This window comes from Serratia sp. HNCC26DJ244 (assembly GCF_057180565.1).
The window spans coordinates 37175-55200 of sequence record NZ_JBXUGO010000006.1 but is presented as its reverse complement, the minus strand read 5'-3'; the positions used below and the strand labels follow the sequence as shown (position 1 = coordinate 55200).

Annotated in this window: 18 protein-coding genes; 4 read left to right on the top strand and 14 right to left on the bottom strand. The window is 49.7% G+C overall.

What is annotated here, in order from left to right; translation table 11 throughout:
* Positions 1-14: 14 nt before the first annotated feature.
* Entirely contained in the window at positions 15-1427 is a 1413-nt protein-coding gene (gene dnaB / locus AC2A06_RS06950) for a replicative DNA helicase (RefSeq protein ID WP_037384198.1), read from the bottom strand.
* Between the two features lie 200 nt (positions 1428-1627).
* Here dnaB and AC2A06_RS06945 point away from each other — a divergent pair, with 200 nt between their 5' ends.
* Positions 1628-2617 carry a quinone oxidoreductase gene (locus AC2A06_RS06945; RefSeq protein WP_473196650.1) on the top strand — a complete coding sequence of 330 codons (990 nt, stop codon included), beginning with the start codon at positions 1628-1630 and terminating at the stop codon, positions 2615-2617.
* A gap of 166 nt (positions 2618-2783) precedes the next feature.
* Here AC2A06_RS06945 and pspG read toward each other — a convergent pair whose 3' ends face one another.
* The 4 genes from pspG to AC2A06_RS06925 all read right to left on the bottom strand — a co-directional run bounded on the left by pspG (position 2784) and on the right by AC2A06_RS06925 (position 5735).
* Complete coding sequence (pspG, locus tag AC2A06_RS06940; protein WP_023490528.1) at positions 2784-3002, bottom strand: envelope stress response protein PspG; 219 nt, start codon at positions 3000-3002, stop codon at positions 2784-2786.
* A gap of 277 nt (positions 3003-3279) precedes the next feature.
* Complete coding sequence (gene dusA / locus AC2A06_RS06935) at positions 3280-4311, bottom strand: tRNA dihydrouridine(20/20a) synthase DusA (RefSeq protein ID WP_072011650.1); 1032 nt, start codon at positions 4309-4311, stop codon at positions 3280-3282.
* Positions 4312-4534: 223 nt separating this feature from the next.
* Positions 4535-4915 (bottom strand): hypothetical protein, encoded by a 381-nt coding sequence (locus AC2A06_RS06930; protein ID WP_484379814.1) that lies wholly within the window; start codon positions 4913-4915, stop codon positions 4535-4537.
* A 178-nt stretch (positions 4916-5093) separates the two neighbouring features.
* Positions 5094-5735 carry a glutathione S-transferase family protein gene (locus AC2A06_RS06925; protein ID WP_473196648.1) on the bottom strand — a complete coding sequence of 214 codons (642 nt, stop codon included), beginning with the start codon at positions 5733-5735 and terminating at the stop codon, positions 5094-5096.
* A 353-nt stretch (positions 5736-6088) separates the two neighbouring features.
* Here AC2A06_RS06925 and AC2A06_RS06920 point away from each other — a divergent pair, with 353 nt between their 5' ends.
* A complete protein-coding gene (locus tag AC2A06_RS06920; protein WP_023490524.1) occupies positions 6089-6373 on the top strand; it encodes a DUF5339 domain-containing protein in 285 nt (94 codons plus the stop codon).
* A 274-nt stretch (positions 6374-6647) separates the two neighbouring features.
* Positions 6648-7157, top strand: coding sequence for a zinc uptake transcriptional repressor Zur (gene zur, locus AC2A06_RS06915; RefSeq protein WP_473197936.1), 510 nt, complete (start codon positions 6648-6650; stop codon positions 7155-7157).
* A gap of 41 nt (positions 7158-7198) precedes the next feature.
* Here the strand turns inward: zur and dinF are convergent, their stop codons facing one another.
* The 3 genes from dinF to AC2A06_RS06900 all read right to left on the bottom strand — a co-directional run bounded on the left by dinF (position 7199) and on the right by AC2A06_RS06900 (position 9762).
* A complete protein-coding gene (gene dinF / locus AC2A06_RS06910) occupies positions 7199-8548 on the bottom strand; it encodes an MATE family efflux transporter DinF (protein ID WP_473196647.1) in 1350 nt (449 codons plus the stop codon).
* A gap of 108 nt (positions 8549-8656) precedes the next feature.
* Positions 8657-9265, bottom strand: a complete 609-nt coding sequence (gene lexA, locus AC2A06_RS06905) for a transcriptional repressor LexA (RefSeq protein ID WP_023490521.1) — start codon at positions 9263-9265, stop codon at positions 8657-8659.
* Positions 9266-9393: 128 nt separating this feature from the next.
* On the bottom strand, positions 9394-9762 hold the full coding sequence (locus AC2A06_RS06900) for a diacylglycerol kinase (RefSeq protein ID WP_484379813.1): 369 nt from the start codon (positions 9760-9762) through the stop codon (positions 9394-9396).
* Between the two features lie 102 nt (positions 9763-9864).
* Here AC2A06_RS06900 and plsB point away from each other — a divergent pair, with 102 nt between their 5' ends.
* Positions 9865-12336 carry a glycerol-3-phosphate 1-O-acyltransferase PlsB gene (gene plsB, locus AC2A06_RS06895; protein WP_484379812.1) on the top strand — a complete coding sequence of 824 codons (2472 nt, stop codon included), beginning with the start codon at positions 9865-9867 and terminating at the stop codon, positions 12334-12336.
* A gap of 58 nt (positions 12337-12394) precedes the next feature.
* Here the strand turns inward: plsB and ubiA are convergent, their stop codons facing one another.
* From ubiA to AC2A06_RS06865, 6 genes are all read right to left on the bottom strand, one after another.
* The gene (gene ubiA, locus AC2A06_RS06890) at positions 12395-13273 is read right to left on the bottom strand and encodes a 4-hydroxybenzoate octaprenyltransferase (RefSeq protein WP_484379903.1); all 879 of its coding nucleotides are present in this window, start codon (positions 13271-13273) and stop codon (positions 12395-12397) included.
* 16 nt (positions 13274-13289) lie between these two features.
* On the bottom strand, positions 13290-13811 hold the full coding sequence (gene ubiC, locus AC2A06_RS06885; protein ID WP_484379811.1) for a chorismate lyase: 522 nt from the start codon (positions 13809-13811) through the stop codon (positions 13290-13292).
* Positions 13812-14159: 348 nt separating this feature from the next.
* Positions 14160-15077, bottom strand: coding sequence for a maltose operon protein MalM (gene malM, locus AC2A06_RS06880; protein WP_484379810.1), 918 nt, complete (start codon positions 15075-15077; stop codon positions 14160-14162).
* 123 nt (positions 15078-15200) lie between these two features.
* Positions 15201-16499, bottom strand: coding sequence for a maltoporin (locus AC2A06_RS06875; RefSeq protein WP_473196642.1), 1299 nt, complete (start codon positions 16497-16499; stop codon positions 15201-15203).
* Between the two features lie 177 nt (positions 16500-16676).
* The gene (gene malK / locus AC2A06_RS06870) at positions 16677-17792 is read right to left on the bottom strand and encodes a maltose/maltodextrin ABC transporter ATP-binding protein MalK (RefSeq protein ID WP_484379809.1); all 1116 of its coding nucleotides are present in this window, start codon (positions 17790-17792) and stop codon (positions 16677-16679) included.
* A 3-nt stretch (positions 17793-17795) separates the two neighbouring features.
* Complete coding sequence (locus tag AC2A06_RS06865) at positions 17796-17960, bottom strand: hypothetical protein (RefSeq protein ID WP_473196640.1); 165 nt, start codon at positions 17958-17960, stop codon at positions 17796-17798.
* Positions 17961-18026 lie beyond the last annotated feature (66 nt).

Below are 18026 nucleotides of genomic sequence, written 5' to 3'. Positions count from 1 at the left end.
AGTTCCTTAGCTGATTACTCATCATCATATTGCGGCCCCGCATAATTATCGAAGCGCGACCACTGTCCGTTAAAGGTAAGACGCACCGAACCGATAGGCCCATTACGCTGCTTACCCAAAATAATTTCTGCCACCCCTTTCAGGTCGCTGTTTTCGTGATAAACCTCATCACGGTAGATGAACATAATCAGGTCGGCATCCTGCTCGATAGAACCCGACTCACGCAGATCAGAGTTAACTGGGCGCTTATCCGCACGTTGTTCCAGACTACGGTTCAACTGCGACAGCGCCACCACAGGTACCTGCAACTCTTTCGCCAACGCTTTCAGTGAGCGGGAGATTTCTGCAATTTCCAGCGTACGGTTGTCAGACAGTGAAGGTACACGCATCAACTGCAAATAGTCGATCATGATCAGGCTAAGCCCGTCATGTTCACGGAAAATACGCCGTGCACGAGAGCGCACTTCGGTGGGGGTCAGGCCAGAGGAGTCGTCAATATACATATTGCGCTTCTCCAGTAAGATCCCCATGGTGCTGGAGATACGTGCCCAATCCTCATCATCCAACTGACCGGTACGAATACGCGTCTGATCCACCCGCGACAAAGAAGCCAGCATACGCATCATAATCTGGTTACCAGGCATCTCCAGGCTGAAGATCAGCACCGGTTTATCCTGCATCATGGCCGCATTTTCACACAGGTTCATGGCAAAAGTGGTTTTCCCCATCGAAGGACGGGCAGCCACAATAATCAGATCCGACTTCTGCAGGCCGGCGGTTTTCTTATCCAGGTCACCATAACCGGTGGACACCCCGGTAACGCCATCATGAGGGCGTTGGTAGAGCTGTTCGATGCGGGCAACCGTATCTTCCAAAATACGCTCGATACCTTTTGGCCCTTCATCTTTGCTGGCACGATTTTCAGCAATCTGGAAGACGCGGGATTCCGCCAGGTCGAGTAGATCTTCACTGCTACGCCCCTGGGGATCGTAACCAGCATCGGCAATTTCATTGGCGACGGAGATCATTTCACGCACTACCGCACGCTCACGCACAATATCCGCGTAAGCACCGATGTTCGCCGCACTAGGGGTGTTTTTCGACAATTCAGCCAGGTAGGCAAAGCCCCCTACTGAATCCAGATCGCCTTTCTGTTCTAATGATTCGGACAGCGTAATCAGATCGATGGGCCGCCCCATCTCCAGCAGACGCTGCATCTCGGTAAAGATCAACCTGTGTGGGCGGCTAAAGAAATCATTGGCAACGACCCGCTCGGCGACGTTATCCCAGCGCTCATTATCCAGCATCAACCCACCCAATACGGACTGCTCAGCCTCCAACGAATGTGGCGGCATCTTCAGCCCTTCCATCTGGCGATCTCTGGGTTCGTTGGTGTTGGTCTTAAAAGGGGGTTTTTTACCTGCCATGAAAGCTATTTTTTATCCCGTTGCCAATAATGGATCCTGATGCGAGAGTATACGTGATTTTTATCCACGATTCTTGCGCCATCACCTATGGCTATATCCTTAATGACATACTCACGGCACCACGGTGAATTAAACAATTAAGGCGCATCACCTGCAAGACGTGCATAGAACAAAATCAGAGGATTAATCGAGGTAACAACATGGCAAAGCGCATTGAGTTTTCCACCATCGGTGGCCCGGAAGTGTTGCAGTTAGTTGATTTTACACCTGTCGATCCCGTTGCTGGCGAAGTTCAGATTGAGAACAAAGCCATTGGTATCAACTATATTGATACTTATATCCGTAGCGGTCTCTATCCTCCGGCACACTTACCCAGTGGGCTAGGTACCGAAGCTGCAGGTGTGGTGCTAAAAGTGGGACCGGGGGTGAGTGCCGTCAAACCCGGCGATCGGGTGGTTTATGCCCAATCATCGCTGGGTGCCTACAGCGAAATTCACAACGTTCCACTGGAAAAAGTAGTGATCCTGCCCGATAACCTGAGTTTTGAGCAAGGTGCCGCCTGTTTTCTCAAAGGGTTAACGGTGCATTATCTGTTACGTCAAACCTATGAAATTAAACCTGGGGAAATCTTTCTATTCCATGCCGCGGCGGGTGGCGTTGGGTTAATCGCCTGCCAATGGGCCAAGGCATTAGGCGCCAAACTGATCGGCAGTGTCGGTTCCGACGAAAAAGCCGAACTGGCAAAACATGCGGGAGCCTGGGCAACCATCAATTATCATCAGGAAGATATCGCTGAACGCGTTGCAGAGTTGACCCATGGCGAGAAGGTCAATGTCGTCTATGACTCTGTAGGCAAGAATACTTGGGAAGCTTCCCTCAACAGCCTGAAACGCCGTGGGTTGATGGTGAGTTTCGGCAATGCATCCGGGCCAGTGACTGGCGTCAATCTCGGTTTGCTTAATCAGAAAGGTTCACTGTATGTCACTCGGCCATCGCTCAATGGCTACATTACCAACCGCCAGGAATTACAGTTTGCCAGTAACGAGTTGTTCTCGTTGATTGGTAGCGGGGTGATCAAAGTTGACGTGAAACCAGAGCAGAAATTCGCGCTAGCTGATACCCAGCGGGCACACCAAGTGTTGGAAAGCCGCAAAACCAGTGGGTCCAGTCTGTTAATTCCCGGGCTTTAATGCGGCAAGGTTAGTCTGGTCAATTACCGGCAAATCGTCAGCAACCCATCATCACCAAGGGCAGATATCGAACTCTGCCCCGTGATGCACTGACGCATGACGAACCTTTACAGCAAAAGTGGTCAGGCGCTTGGCGCAATAGACGGTTTTGATGATATGGAAAGTATTAATAACCGCGCGGCTGAGGTTTCTTTATTGCACGATATATCCATACCACAATCACCGCCAGGATCAGCCACGGCAACAGTTTAATCACCATGGCAACCATCCCCCCCAGCAGCATAAAAGCCATCGCCACAAACAGGGCAAGAATCACGCCTAACAATGAAACACCTGTCACCACCAGCATGACCACAAAGCCAATTAGAAAAAATAGTTCCAGCATAGGTTGCTCCTCAGGAAATCAGGTTGTGCTGTTTGTATGGTTATTAACAAATATATTGCTATTAGCATTGTTATTAATATTGTTATTAACTAAGCAAGAAACAGGCCAACTTGCCGAAAGTCACATGCTATGGCGGTAATACCCGCCATCTACAGGTTGCCAGATAAAAACAGCGGGTCAAATTAAATGAATTAGGATTGGCTTATGGTCAAAAAAACCAACTTTTGGTTAAAAATATTGGCGAATTAGACGTTATTTGATACCGACTCCCCACCCGCTAGCGACGCACCAAGGCTAATGCCTGTTCAACAGTGTTGACATCTGCACCCGGTTTATGGGCATTTTCACTCAGGTGACGACGCCACTGCCTGGCTCCGGGCACCCCTTGGAACAGGCCGAGAATATGGCGGGTAATATGGCCCAGATAAGTCCCGTTCGCCAGTTCACGCTCAATATAGGGGTAGAGTGCTTCAACAATCGCAATACTATCCTTCACTTCACTCTGGGAACCGAATATTTCACGGTCGACAGCGGCCAAAATCGAAGGGTTTTGATACGCCTCGCGCCCCATCATCACGCCATCCAGATGTTGCAGATGCTGTTTGGCTTCTTCCAGGGTTTTTACCCCACCATTAATCGCAATGCTCAGTGCCGGGAAATCACGCTTCAACTGATAGACGCGGGGATAATCCAGTGGGGGAACTTCACGGTTTTCTTTCGGGCTCAGGCCGGAAAGCCAGGCTTTACGGGCGTGAATAGTGAACGTCTCGCACTCGCCGCGCCCCGCCACCGTAGAAATAAAGTGGCACAAGAACTCATAACTATCCTGTTCATCAATACCAATACGGGTCTTTACCGTCACCGGGATCGAAACTGCATCGCGCATTGCCTTAACACAGTCAGCCACCAAGTCAGCCTGCCCCATCAAACAGGCACCAAACATCCCATTCTGCACCCGATCTGATGGGCAACCCACGTTAAGATTGATCTCATCATAGCCACGCTGTTGTGCCAGTTTGGCACAATGCGCCAAAGCGCTGGGATCACTGCCGCCTAGTTGCAACGCAACAGGATGCTCCTCCTGGTTGTAAGCCAGATAATCCCCTTTACCGTGGATAATCGCACCGGTGGTCACCATTTCGGTGTACAGCAAAGTTTGCTGAGTCAACAGACGGTGGAAGTAACGGCAATGGCGGTCAGTCCAATCGAGCATTGGCGCGATGGAGAAACGGTGAGAGGGAAATTGAGCTGATTTTTCAGCTATCACGCTAGATTGAAACGCGTTTGGTGCTTGTTTATCTTGATGCATGTTTAAGCTTTTTGCTGTGTTTTGGCATTCTCGCCCCCTGACAGGCCACTTACCAATCAGGACCGGCGGAAGAGAATGAAATAGGGCCTACTATAGCATAGTGAAATGCCAGCGCGCAGAGGGCGCATGCGGTATGGCAATAGTGTGGATAACAAGGAAACAGAGAAACTGGTGATTCCATCAATACCCACGTTAAACGACAAACAACCCCAGGTTGTGTTGTTTACTCTGAAAAGAGAGTGCCTATATCCGTTTTTTCTGGCATCCCATCATCACCAAATACTACACCGCGCTCTTCCAACTTTTTACGCGAAGCATGATGCACGACCCCACGCTTACGTAAATTAGGCTCCAATAGCCGAAACAATGTTGACTGGCTGACGTTAGCATTATGTATCACTTCGATACGCACCCCCCAAAATTTATCGTCCGCAAAACGATCCAAAATCTCTGCATCCGCGTCCGGATTACTAGCAGCCACAGCTCGTATAGATTGATTGGGGTCAGTTAGAAAGGGTTCAAGCTCCGTTGCATTGGCCGCACCAATAGCAGCGATGTAACGACGTTCTTCTTCCGCTTTCTGTTCAGGAGTTTTTTTAGCCATTGTCGTCTCAGATTAACAATCCATCAAACAAAATCAATGATTGCATCATGAGGGAGTTGTTTGCAGGCGGCAAGTACTTCAGACAAGTACGTAGTTCTCACCGCGGTGACAATAATTAGCCCGAATGACGAACATCGTCAGTTCGGGCATGGTAACAGGTTAGCGGGCAATATCGGCGTTAGCCCGGGAATGGGTGTTCGGCCAGTAGCGCATCATCCATTGCCTTGGCGCGTAGATAAGCTGGGCGTTGCAGGATAGGTTCTATGTAACGCTCAAAGACTGGGCGTTTTTCAATGCCACCGGAATACATGCCCCAATCAAGACAGGCCGCCAGATAGGCGTCTACCGCGCTGAACTGCTCACCGCACAAGTAAGGCCGCCCCTGTTTGATAGCAGACTCCAAGGTGTTCATGGTTAATTCATAGCTGCCATACCCCACCATAACTGCTTTGTCTGCTGGCGCTAACTGATCAAGCAACTTGCCCATAAATGCCGCTTCCAGCGGACCAGCAACAAAAAATAGCCAGCGATAGTATGCCGCTCTCTCCGGACTACCGGGCGCAGGGGCCAATTGTTTTTCCGGGAACAGATCCGCCAAATAGGTGCAGATGGCCGCGGCTTCAGTCACCACCGCATCACCGTGGGTCAGCGCAGGCACCTTGCCCATGGGGTTAATCGCCAGATACTCGGCGCTTTTCATGCTGGTGCCATAATCAAGTATTACGGTATCGTAACTGGCACCGCACTCTTCCAGTAACCAGCGCACTGTGCGGCCGCGAGACATAGGGTGGGTATAGAGGGTAATTTTGCCATCATTCATTTTAAAGCGTCCTTAGGTTGCGGTGATTAACATGGGCAGTATCTGTTGCCCGAGTGTCAGAAACTGGCAGTAGTGTTCGGTGCGTACCAACAGGAATGTAACTTGACGGATAATGTAAACAACACGAATTCATAAGTAAAAATAATAAATACCACTAAAGCCATACTGAAAGAGATGCTAATTAATTGAATTTTTCCCTATCTGCGTTATCAGAAAAATAAAAATATCTGATGAGTACATATTGCAAAATAATAATCCTGGCATCTGCTTGTTTTATGAACAACTTTTTTAGATAATTATTTCACCATCATTGGGATGGTTAGGATGAAATATTAATAATTGGATTGTTACTGATGAAAAAATTAATTCTTGCGTGCAGCCTGTTAGCTATGTCCTCTTCCGTTTTTGCTGGTGAAATGACCGATACATGTAAAAAATATGTTGAGGAAGTTGATGCGTTAATTGCCAAAGCGTCTGAAACCAATGACGCGGCAAAACAGCAAATGGAAGCATTAAAAACCCAGATGGAACAGGCCAAGCAACAGATCTCTGCCATGCCTACAGAACAACAAGATCCAGCTTGCAAGCAAGGTCTTGATATGATGGCTCAAATGAAAACTTCAATGGGCATCAAATAATCCCGCATCAATATTGTTTCCGTGCCTATCTTCGGTGCGGAAATCAATCCCTCCCCGTTACCACTGAAGTTACCGCTCTGTTAATCATCATTTCATCATGATGGGTTCTAATAATCTTAGCTATTAATCATTGCCAGTTAACCAACCAAGTGCGCTAACCGCTATGTTAGTCCGGCAAACGCGTCATGATACTTGTTATTCCCCTAGGCACCTCTCGGCGATTGCCGATGAATATGATAAAATCAGCGCCTATTCACCTACCGGGATATTGGCGATGAACTCAACCAATCAGGAAAAGCTACTCGCGCAGGCTGAACAACTCTGTCAGCAGCGCAATGTAAGGCTGACCCCACAACGGCTGGAAGTGTTACGTCTGATGACTGAACAACCCGGAGCCATCAGTGCTTACGATCTACTGGATCTGTTACGTATCGCAGAACCTCAGGCCAAACCGCCCACCGTCTATCGAGCACTGGATTTCTTACTGGAGCAAGGGTTTATTCACCGCATAGAATCTGCTAACAGCTACGTACTGTGCCATCACTTCGAACAGCCGATGCACACCTCAGCGCTATTTATCTGCGATCGCTGCAGGCAAGTCACTGAACGGACGACAGAGGGTGTGGAAGAAACACTACAGAAACTCGCCCTGGAATCAGGTTTTGTCTTACGCCACAGTGTGGTTGAAGCACATGGGTTATGCTCCGCCTGTGTTGAAATAGAAGCCTGTAACCACAAACACAGTTGCCAGCATGATCACAGCATAGTGATAAAGAAAAAATAGAGAGTTCACACTCCTTTCAAACCGCAGTAAAACAGGTGACCTTATTCACCCTTGGCAGGGAGTGAAAACCAGGTACCACGCACCTGATGACGGTGCCATATCCACCCCAGCGCAACACCACGTAATGCCAGGAATACAGCCAAAGCCAGCCATAGCGCATGATTACCTAATAGTGGCAGTGTAAATAAAGTCAGCCCATAACCCGCTGCTGCCACCACCATGCTGTTGCGCATTTCAGTGCCACGGGTGGCACCAATAAACATACCATCCAGTAAATAACACCAGACTCCCACCACAGGCAGCACGACTTGCCAGAGAAGATAGTGACCGGCCAAGGTACGCAACAGCGGTAATGAGGTTAAAGCCGCGACAATATAAGGCCCGGTAAACAGATAAACCGTGGCAAAGCCCAGTGCCAGCATACCTGCCTGGCGACAAGCGGCATACCATATCGCATGCAATTGACGGTCGTCCCTTGCGCCATAGGCGTAACCGGAATGGACCTCAACGGCATAAGCAAAGCCATCCAAAGCATAGGCGGTAAATGTTAACAAACTCATCAATATCGCATTGACGGCCACCACATCACTCCCCATGCGCGCCGCAAAAATCGTTAACGAAGAGAAACACAATTGCAGCAGGAGTGAGCGCAGCATGATATCGCGGTTAAGTGCCAACAAGCGACGTAAGTTACCGCGCCAGGCATGCCGCAACATCGCTAATGAGATGCCACGTGAACATAATACCCGCCAAGCAAGCCATAACCCCAACAGCAGTGTGGCATACTCCGCCAGCACCGTTGCCGTGGCAGCCCCCGAGACACCCCAACCCAAGCCGATCACCAGCACGATATCCAACACGATATTCAGCAGATTACCCGCTATCAGCATCACCACCGGCGCACGCACATATTGAACACCGAGCAACCAGCCGAGCAATACCATATTCGCCAGTGCTGCCGGGGCACTCAGCCAGCGGATCTCCAGAAACCGTCTAGCCTGTACTAATACCGCTTGATCACCACCGACAATATGTAATGCCAGCGAGATCAGTGGGCCACGGAGTAACACTATGGTTAAGCCAATCAACAGCGCTAACAGCAACGGCTGCATAAAAGTACGCGCCAAGCGCTGTGGGTCCCCTGCCCCTAACGCCTGCGCCGTTAACCCGGTGGTACTCATGCGCAAAAATAGTAACAACATAAACAGGAAATTGGTCGCCATTGCACCAACCGCTACCCCACCAAGATAAATTGCGCTATCAAGATGGCCGATAACCGCTGTATCCACCAAACCAAGCAGAGGAACCGTGATATTGGAAAAGATCATTGGCAATGCCAGACGCCACAGTATTTTGTCAGCAGGGCTGGTGAAGGTAGCGAGTAAACGCATTGCGATCTATTCCGACGGCAGAAGTAGAGTTGTTGACATGGACAGAATATCGCCCCGCTATTGAGGCGATATACCTATTTGATTAGATAACATGACAAAAAAGAGGTGTCAGAGCCAGTCACCGTTGCGGATCACGCCCACCGCCAAGCCTTCAATCGTGAAATTCTGATGCTTCAAATCCACCACTATTGGCTGAAACTCACTGTTTTCTGGCAATAACTCAACAATATTACCCTGTTTCTTCAGGCGCTTTACTGTCACTTCATCTTCAATACGAGCCACCACCACCTGGCCGTTACGCACATCCTGAGTTTTATGCACCGCCAGCAGATCGCCATCCAAAATACCGATATCGCGCATAGACATCCCACTGACGCGCAACAGGAAATCCGCACTAGGGTGAAATAAGCCCGGGTCAACTTTATAGTGCCCTTCAATATGTTGCTGAGCTAACAAGGGTTCGCCCGCCGCCACCCGGCCAACCAAGGGTAACCCTTCTTCCTCTTCCATCAGCAAGCGGATACCGCGAGAAGCCCCGGAAACCACTTCAATAACACCTTTGCGGGCCAGAGCTTTCAGGTGCTCTTCTGCCGCATTTGGTGAGCGAAACCCCAGGCGCATTGCGATCTCGGCACGTGTTGGTGGCATGCCCGTTTGTGAAATATGATCGCGAATCAGATCATAGACCTCTTGCTGTCTGGTAGTTAGTGCTTTCATTCCGCCCCCTGTTTGTTTATACAGTCATGCTGTGAGTATATACAGGTAAACCAGGATTGGGAATCAATTCATAAATAAAAATCAGGGATTAGCGAGATTGATCGCACCCCATGACATCGGTTTACTCGTCAGGCAAAGTGATCCCAGAGCACCGAGATCCAGACAAACAGCGCCAACATAATCGTCAGAAAGACCGCGGCTGAAGCCATGTCTTTCGATCGCCCGGAAAGCTCATGATATTCAGTTCCCACCCGATCAACGATCGCTTCAATCGCACTGTTGATAATTTCAATAATCACCACCAGCACCAGGGAGCCGATCAATAAAATGCGCGCTATCGCCCCCACATCAAGCCATATCGCCAGTACGATAGCCACCACGGCCACCACCAGTTCCTGGCGGAAAGCAGCCTCATTGCGCCAGGCTGCAATTAATCCTTTATATGAATAGCCAACAGCTTTAATAATACGTGTCATGCCAGTAATTTGATTTGCCATGTTTCATCTCACAAGGTAGGTCATCGTTTCAATACCACAGACCTGTTACACGGTTTCTGGTATGCTTTCAGCGCAATTGCTAACAAGAGGCTTCAGGTCGTTATGTCAGGTTGGCGTAAAATTTATTATAACCTATTGAATTTACCACTTAAATTTTTGGTAAAAAGTAAAATCATCCCTTCAGACCCCATTTCGGAGTTAGGGTTGGATCCGTCTAGGCCGATTTTGTATGTTTTGCCTTATAATTCCAAGGCAGATTTACTCACTCTGCGTACCCAATGTCTGGCGCAGGATCTGCCCGACCCCCTTGAGCCACTTGAAATCGATGGCTCCGTGTTGCCCAGCCATGTGTTTATCCATGAAGGGCCACGCGTCTTTCGCTACTACACACCGAAAGAAGAGTCGGTAAAACTGTTCCATGATTATCTGGATCTTCACCGCAGTAATCCAGATCTTGATATCCAAATGTTACCGGTGTCAGTGATGTTTGGTCGTTCCCCTGGGCGTGAAGGGCAGGGAGCCCCCCACCTGCGCCTGCTAAACGGTGTGCAAAAATTCTTCGCCATACTCTGGTTGGGCCGCGATAGCTTTGTCCGCTTCTCCAACACCGTTTCTTTACGCCGTATGGCAACCGAACATGGTACAGATAAAACCATTGCACAAAAACTGGCGCGCGTAGCGCGGATGCATTTCTCTCGCCAACTCCTGGCCGCCGTTGGGCCTAGTCTGCCTGTTCGTCAGGATCTGTTCAATAAGCTGCTGGCCTCCAAGGCCATTGAGAAAGCAGTAGAAGATGAAGCTCGCAGCAAGAAGATCTCTTACGAAAAAGCCCAACAGAACGCTATTTCCTTAATGGAAGAGATCGCGGCTAATTTCTCTTATGAAGCGGTACGTCTCTCTGATCGCGTCCTGAGTTGGACCTGGAACCGCCTCTATCAGGGTATTAATGTCACTAAGGCCGAACGAGTTAGGCAATTGGCACAAGATGGTCATGAGATAGTCTATGTACCCTGCCACCGCAGCCATATGGATTACCTCTTGCTTTCCTATGTGCTCTACCACCAAGGGCTGGTTCCCCCGCATATCGCCGCAGGGATTAACCTCAATTTCTGGCCTGCCGGGCCGATTTTCCGCCGTTTGGGGGCATTCTTTATCCGTCGTACCTTTAAAGGTAACAAACTTTATTCTACGGTTTTCCGTGAATACCTTGGTGAACTATTCACCCGTGGCTATTCGGTAGAATATTTTGTTGAGGGTGGGCGTTCTCGTACTGGCCGGTTACTGGAGCCGAAAACCGGCACTTTATCCATGACAATTCAAGCCATGTTACGGGGGGGTACCCGCCCAATTACCCTGGTCCCGGTTTATATCGGTTATGAGCATGTGATGGAGGTGGGTACCTACGCCAAAGAACTGCGTGGTGCCACCAAAGAAAAAGAGGGCCTGCTGCAGATGCTTCGTGGGCTGCGTAAGTTACGCAATCTAGGCCAAGGGTATGTAAACTTTGGCGAACCCATTCCATTGACCTCCTATCTCAATCAACAGGCGCCTCAATGGCGTGAATCCATCGATCCGATAGAATCGCAGCGCCCAGTCTGGCTGACGCCGGTGGTAAACGGTCTGGCTAGCGAAATTATGGTAAGGATCAACAATGCCGCTGCGGCCAACGCCATGAACCTGTGCTGCACAGCGTTACTGGCTTCTCGCCAACGTTCGTTAGCCCGTGAACAGTTGCTTGAACAGTTGGAGTGCTATCTGCAATTGATGCGTAATGCGCCTTATGCACCCGATGCCACCGCCCCTGCTCAAACTCCTGAGCAACTGCTGGACCACGCTTTAAGCATGAGCAAGTTTGAAGTAGAGCAGGACAATATTGGCGACATTATTATTCTGCCGCGTGAGCAGGCGGTACTGATGACCTACTACCGCAATAACATTCATCATATGTTAGTGCTGCCTTCCCTGATTGCGACTATTGTGATGCATCACCGTCGAGTATCGCGTGTTGAACTGTTACGCCAGGTGAGTCTGATCTACCCGATGTTAAAGGCGGAACTGTTCCTGCGTTACGACAAAGATCAACTGTCAGAGGTACTGCAACCACTGATTGATGAGTTGACGCGTCAGCAATTGATTTGTGATAAAGGCGAGGAACTGGTACTCAACCCTGCTCGAATCCGTCCATTGCAACTGTTAGCTGCCGGTGTCCGTGAAACCCTGCAACGTTATGCCATCACCATGTCACTCCTTAGCGCCAACCCGAGTATCAACCGGGGCGCGTTGGAAAAAGAGAGCCGCATTATGGCCCAGCGTCTATCGGTTCTGCATGGTATCAATGCGCCGGAGTTCTTCGATAAAGCCGTATTCTCCACGTTAGTGGCCACATTACGTGAAGAGGGCTATATCAATGATAGTGGCGATGCTATTCGTGAGCATACACTGGAGGTCTACACCATACTGAGCGATTTGATTACTCCAGAAATCAAGTTGACCATCGAAAGCGTCAGTATGCTAGAAGAGACCAACACGCTAATGGCACCAGAAGAGCAAGAAGCAGCGCTAAAAGAAGAGTAATCAGCGCAGAAAGGCATCCCATGGATGCCTTTCTGCCTGCATCAGGTGGGCAAATTTATTAAACCACGACACCGATATAATTGAACACAATACCGATAAACAACACCAAACCAACATAATTGTTATTCAGAAACGCCCGGAAGCACGCCTCGCGGTTACGGTTAGCTATCTGTTGTTGTTGATAAATAAATAGCACCCCGGCCAATAACAGCGACCAGTAAAAAACCCCGTTCAACTGCATCAAATAACCGACCCACAGCATCAGTAGCAGCGTGGCGAACTGCAGCAGACCAATAATCAACTTGTCATGGCGACCAAACAGTATTGCCGTGGATTTGATACCTATTTTTAAATCATCATCCCGATCAACCATGGCATACAAGGTATCGTAAGCCACCGTCCAGCAAATATTGGCCAAAAACAGCAACCAGCAGACCAATGGCAACGCTTCGCTCACTGCCGCATAGGCCATCGGAATTGACCAGCCAAACGCCGCACCGAGCACCACTTGCGGTAAACTGGTCACCCGCTTCATAAATGGGTAAACCCAAGCCAAAGCCAACGCGGCCAGCGATAACCAGATGGTCATGGCATTGAGTGTCAGTACCAGCAAAAAAGAGACCAACACCAGGGAGACAAACAGAATTTTGGCCTCCTTTTCACTGACTCGCCCACTGGGCAGCGGACGCCCTGCAGTACGTTTCACATGGCCATCAAACGCACGATCCGCATAATCATTCACCACACAACCAGCAGCACGCATCAAAAAGACACCAGAGACAAAAACCAGCAATATCGGCCATTGAGGAACACCCTCCCCAGCCAGCCACAGCGCCCAAAGCGTAGGCCACAACAGTAATAACGCGCCGATAGGTTTATCGATGCGCATCAGATGGCAATAAGCTTGCCATTTGTTTTGAATCACACTCACTTCCAACACTCATCTCCCCTTATTATGCTGGTGCACCCTGTTCCACTGCATACAATGGTGATGCGGGTAAAAAAAGCTCCGTCAGCAGCAACGGTTTTCCCGCCAAACACAGACGGGAACGCCGAGCCCACAGCTCCTGATACTGCCCAATATGGATATAATCACGGGTCAGGTTAGGGCTGTTGAACAGATAACGCCCCAGTGGCAACGTCCCCAAATCAACCAAAGCCTGGTCCGGCCCAGTCAGAGTCTCTTGCGGGATCAGCGTTCGGCCCAGAAGCCAGGGCTGGTTGTCACCCAACAATAGGATTTCACGTAACCAGTAACGCTCACTACAGGGTAAATGTGTTTTCTCTTCCGCCAATTGGTCAGCAGTAACAAAACATTCACGCTGTGGTTCAACCTGCACGCGCGTGCAGTGACGTTCAAAACGGCGTGTCATGGATCCTAGTTCCATCAACCAGTCATTAACCGCGGCAGGTATTGAAGAGGACTCAGGCAGCCACTCAATCGCGGGCAAGATAGAGTCCCTTGTGCCAAACATGATTATACTCCATGCCAGAAACTGCATTAGGTGGCAGCGCTTTAGATGATAAGTATCGCTAATATTCCCGTTGTCATTCAAGTGACAGGAATTCAGGCATAAGTTGCCATTGTAACGCAGAAATTTGAAATCAACAGGCCGATTCGCTGGAAGAGCGCTATCACTTGCCTACTCGCAATGTGAGATATCTCCAAGAGAGTGCCTCGTCGCAATGGCCTGTTGTCGGGGAGGCGAAAATCGGTAGGGGAAAAGCACCGCAACAGGATGATAAGAAATCCGGGGCGTAATAACGAAAAAAGGTGTGCCAGGGCACACCAATCATCAAGCCAACATCGGCAGTGTCGGGTATTACCCCTTGCCTTTCACACTACTGATAAACGTTTTACGTGCTGTGGTTGAGCCTAATTTTTCGGCTTCATTCATCAGTTTCAGTGCCTTATCGATATCCCCTGCCTTAACCGCCTGCTTGATACCATTATTGAAATAGGCTTCGGTATCGTTAAGAATAGGCTCCGCGGGTGCTTTGGTTACCGGGGCCAATGTGGTGGCAGCCGTTGGGGTATTAGAACCCACAACCACGGGTGCAGGGGCGTTAGAACTGGTCACCGGCAGCCCTATCATGACGCTCCCCATATTTTGCTCAGAGCGGACCTTCAGATGCAGTTCTCCAGTGGTGCCATGTTGAGCAATTGGGTCTGGAATATCAGGCACCGCATTACCTACCCCCATGGCATAAGCCTTGGCCGGGTCAAGAAGTTTCGTCGTGGCGGCTAAATCCTGACGAGTGGTGTATACCAACAGGTAAATTTGCTTCTGCCCCAAAGAAGGGGTCAACTTTATGGTGCCCTCCAAGCGGTCGCCCGACATCACACCAGCACGTTCATACGGAAAATAACTGCTGGGATAAAAAGCCGCAGGGCGCATTTGCTCATCCAAGACCAAAACGCTAGGTGCAAAAACGCTGCGATCATTAACCAAACTACTCAGCGTAATCTCAAGAGAACCACGGTCAGCAGGCAATGTAAATGCAGCAACCGAACCTTGTATATCCCCTTGGTTAATCTGTGGGTTTGCTGCAGTAATCTTAAAAGTTTCACTCGCGGGCGGCACAATCGGATGCCAAGGTAACTTTTGCAGAGCATCTTGGGAAATAGCCGGAGCAACAGACACATCAGCCGATGCATTAAACACGGCAGCTTGTGTCACGACTGGAAAAGTAGAACTGAAAAACAGTGACAGATAAAAAGCGAGTATCTTCTTTTTCATTATTATGGCCCTTTCAAAAAAGAGACAAAGAAGCTGACAGGCAACTGGCAAGAATAGCCATATCAGCTAAACAGACTTAATGACACTGGAGACAGCCGCCCTTCAGAGCGGCTGTTTAACCGATTACCACCAGGCTTCGAATTGCGCACCAAAGGTGACTTCATTATCTGTGCCACGGCCGCCATCATAAGTGGCTACGCCATTGTCATAGCCCCACTTCTCATTCCAGTTGGCATAGGTCGCAAATACGCGCAATGCGGGACGCGACCAAATGCTGTCCCCGGCCTGCCACTGTTGGGCTAAGGTCAACTTATACTGACCATTGCGATCATCTGTTCTCTGCGACTTAACGTTGTCATAGCCCGCTTCAAACAAGGTACTCATGATTGGGGTCCATTTGTACATCGGACGTACACCGACGCTATACCATGTCGTGCCATTGTTGTTGTCCAGATTAATGTTCTGGTACATGGCCACATACATCATTTCCCAATCTTCACCCATCTTAACGGCACCATGGTCCAACACACGCAGCATATGGCCGTCGTTATTGACATTGCCACCTTGGCTGTGGCCGGTATTCCATGAAGTCATCGAGTCTGTCGCGTATTGCACCACAAACTTGTTAAAGCCACCGAACATACTCTGTGTATGCTGAGCCGTTGTCATCACACCGTTCTTCGACGCGCCTGGTTGCAAGTCAACACCGTCTCTGGTGCTGGCATTACCATAGTCAAAACCAAGCTCCAAGGTACCGCCTGGGTTGGTCTCCAGCCCAGCCAAGCGCACATCGTAGACATCGTTATATACATCAGCCCGATTATCCACTTGGCGCGAAGCGATGTTACCGCTGTCATTGATATACCATTGTGTGGTGCTGTTACCAAAAGCGGCTGACCCACCCGCTTCAGTATTACGCGTCACCGCAAACGACAACTTACCAAAACCGAGATCAACATTTTCCAGACCTGCACCCGGGCCCGAAATATCCCAGTAGTAGAAGTCGATCATATGGACATCGTGGCGCTGATAAAAACGCTTACCGGCCCAAATGTTGGCGCCAGGCAGTGCGGCAATCAGGTTTTTGCCTTGGACATTGATCTCACGGAAAGCAGGGTTAGTGGATTCCCAATCATTGGCTTGATCAACGCTATAAGCGACGTTTGAATCCAGATAAAAACTCTTATCGCCGTCTTTCCACAATTCCTGACCCAGCTTTAATTCCGCATAGGTCTCACATTCGTTACCAAGACGGTACTTACTTTGTGCACCAGTTGCCTGGAAACACTGTTGCGTACCACCACTACCGGTCCAACCGATACCAGAACGTGCGTAACCGTGGAAATCCACCGCCATCGCCTGAGTGGATAAAATTCCGGTGGCGACAGCCAGTGCCAGAGGAAGTTTGCGCAGAGTAGTCATTATTGTTCTCCTGTTATTATTGCCTGTCGGCATCTGTGTCCCATCCCCGTCGCCATTCAAACTGCTGCGGTATTAGCGGTTGTCGTTCACCCCAGTCACATCGTTAGCTATGCTGCCAGGGCTTCACTTCATTGCCGCCTACCTGCAATTTGAATGACCTTGATTACATCCCCGAGGCTAAACGCCCAGCTCTTGATACAGGCGTCGACACGCAGTGCCGTCTTCACGGAACAGATGGCAGCGATAAAGTGGCAACCCAATTACAAATGTTGCCCCCTCCTCCACCAATACGACGTCATTCTGGCGGTACACCAGGTTCTGACGGATTTCTGGAATTTGAATATGAATCTGGGTTTCGTTACCCAACTGCTCGACAACCTGCACCTCGCCCATCAGGGTACAGGCAGATTCTGAGCTTGGTAACAGATGTTCAGGACGGATGCCTAATGACAGGTTGGCCCCTACTTCAACGCCTTCGGATTCAACGGGTATCCACACCTGTTGACGATTGGGCATCGGCAGTTCAACCTGCACGTTATTGTGTTCAACTGCAGTGACTTTCACGGGCAGGAAATTCATTTTCGGTGAGCCAATAAAGCCTGCAACAAAACGGTTAGCCGGGTAGTGATACAGTTCTAGTGGTTTGCCAATCTGGGCCACACGCCCGGCATCCAGCACCACAATTTTGTCCGCCAGCGTCATGGCCTCTACCTGATCATGGGTGACATAAATCATGGTGCGCTCTAGGCGTTTATGCAGGCGGGAAATCTCAATGCGCATCTGTACGCGCAATGCGGCATCCAGGTTGGACAACGGTTCATCCAGCAGGAACACATCGGGCTCTGCCACCAAGGTTCGGCCAATCGCCACCCGCTGACGTTGTCCGCCAGAAAGAGCCTTTGGACGACGCTCCAGTAAATGGGCTAATTGCAACACTTCGGAAACCTGATTAACCCGCTGCGTGATTTCCGCTTTCTTGGTCCCGGCCAACTTCAGGCCAAATGACATGTTATCCGCCACCGACAGATGGGGGTACAGCGCATAAGACTGAAACACCATGCCGATACCACGTTCGGCAGGGGGCACATCGTTCATGCGCTTTTCGCCGATAAACAAGTCTCCTGAGCTAATATCTTCAAGCCCGGCGATCATACGTAGCAAGGTCGATTTGCCACAGCCAGATGGCCCAACAAACACGACAAACTCACCGTCATTAATCGTCAAATTGACATCTTTGGAAATTACAGCCTCGCCAAAGGCTTTATAAACGCTGCTCAGTGTGACGCTAGCCATGCGTTACTCCCCTGCTTTCGCAGTACATTGATCCTGATGGGTAATAGATAAAGGCAGTACCGCCATCATGTCTTGTACATCACCAACAGCATCATCCCTTCCGGCACGGAAACTAGCCGCTGGGTGCCGGTACAACATGAGGTGGGTAACGATATGCATTAACGACATAAATCCAGCTTCCTGCTGCACTAGACGGAAAAAATTAATGTTGCTGATAGTGAGCTAACAACAAGA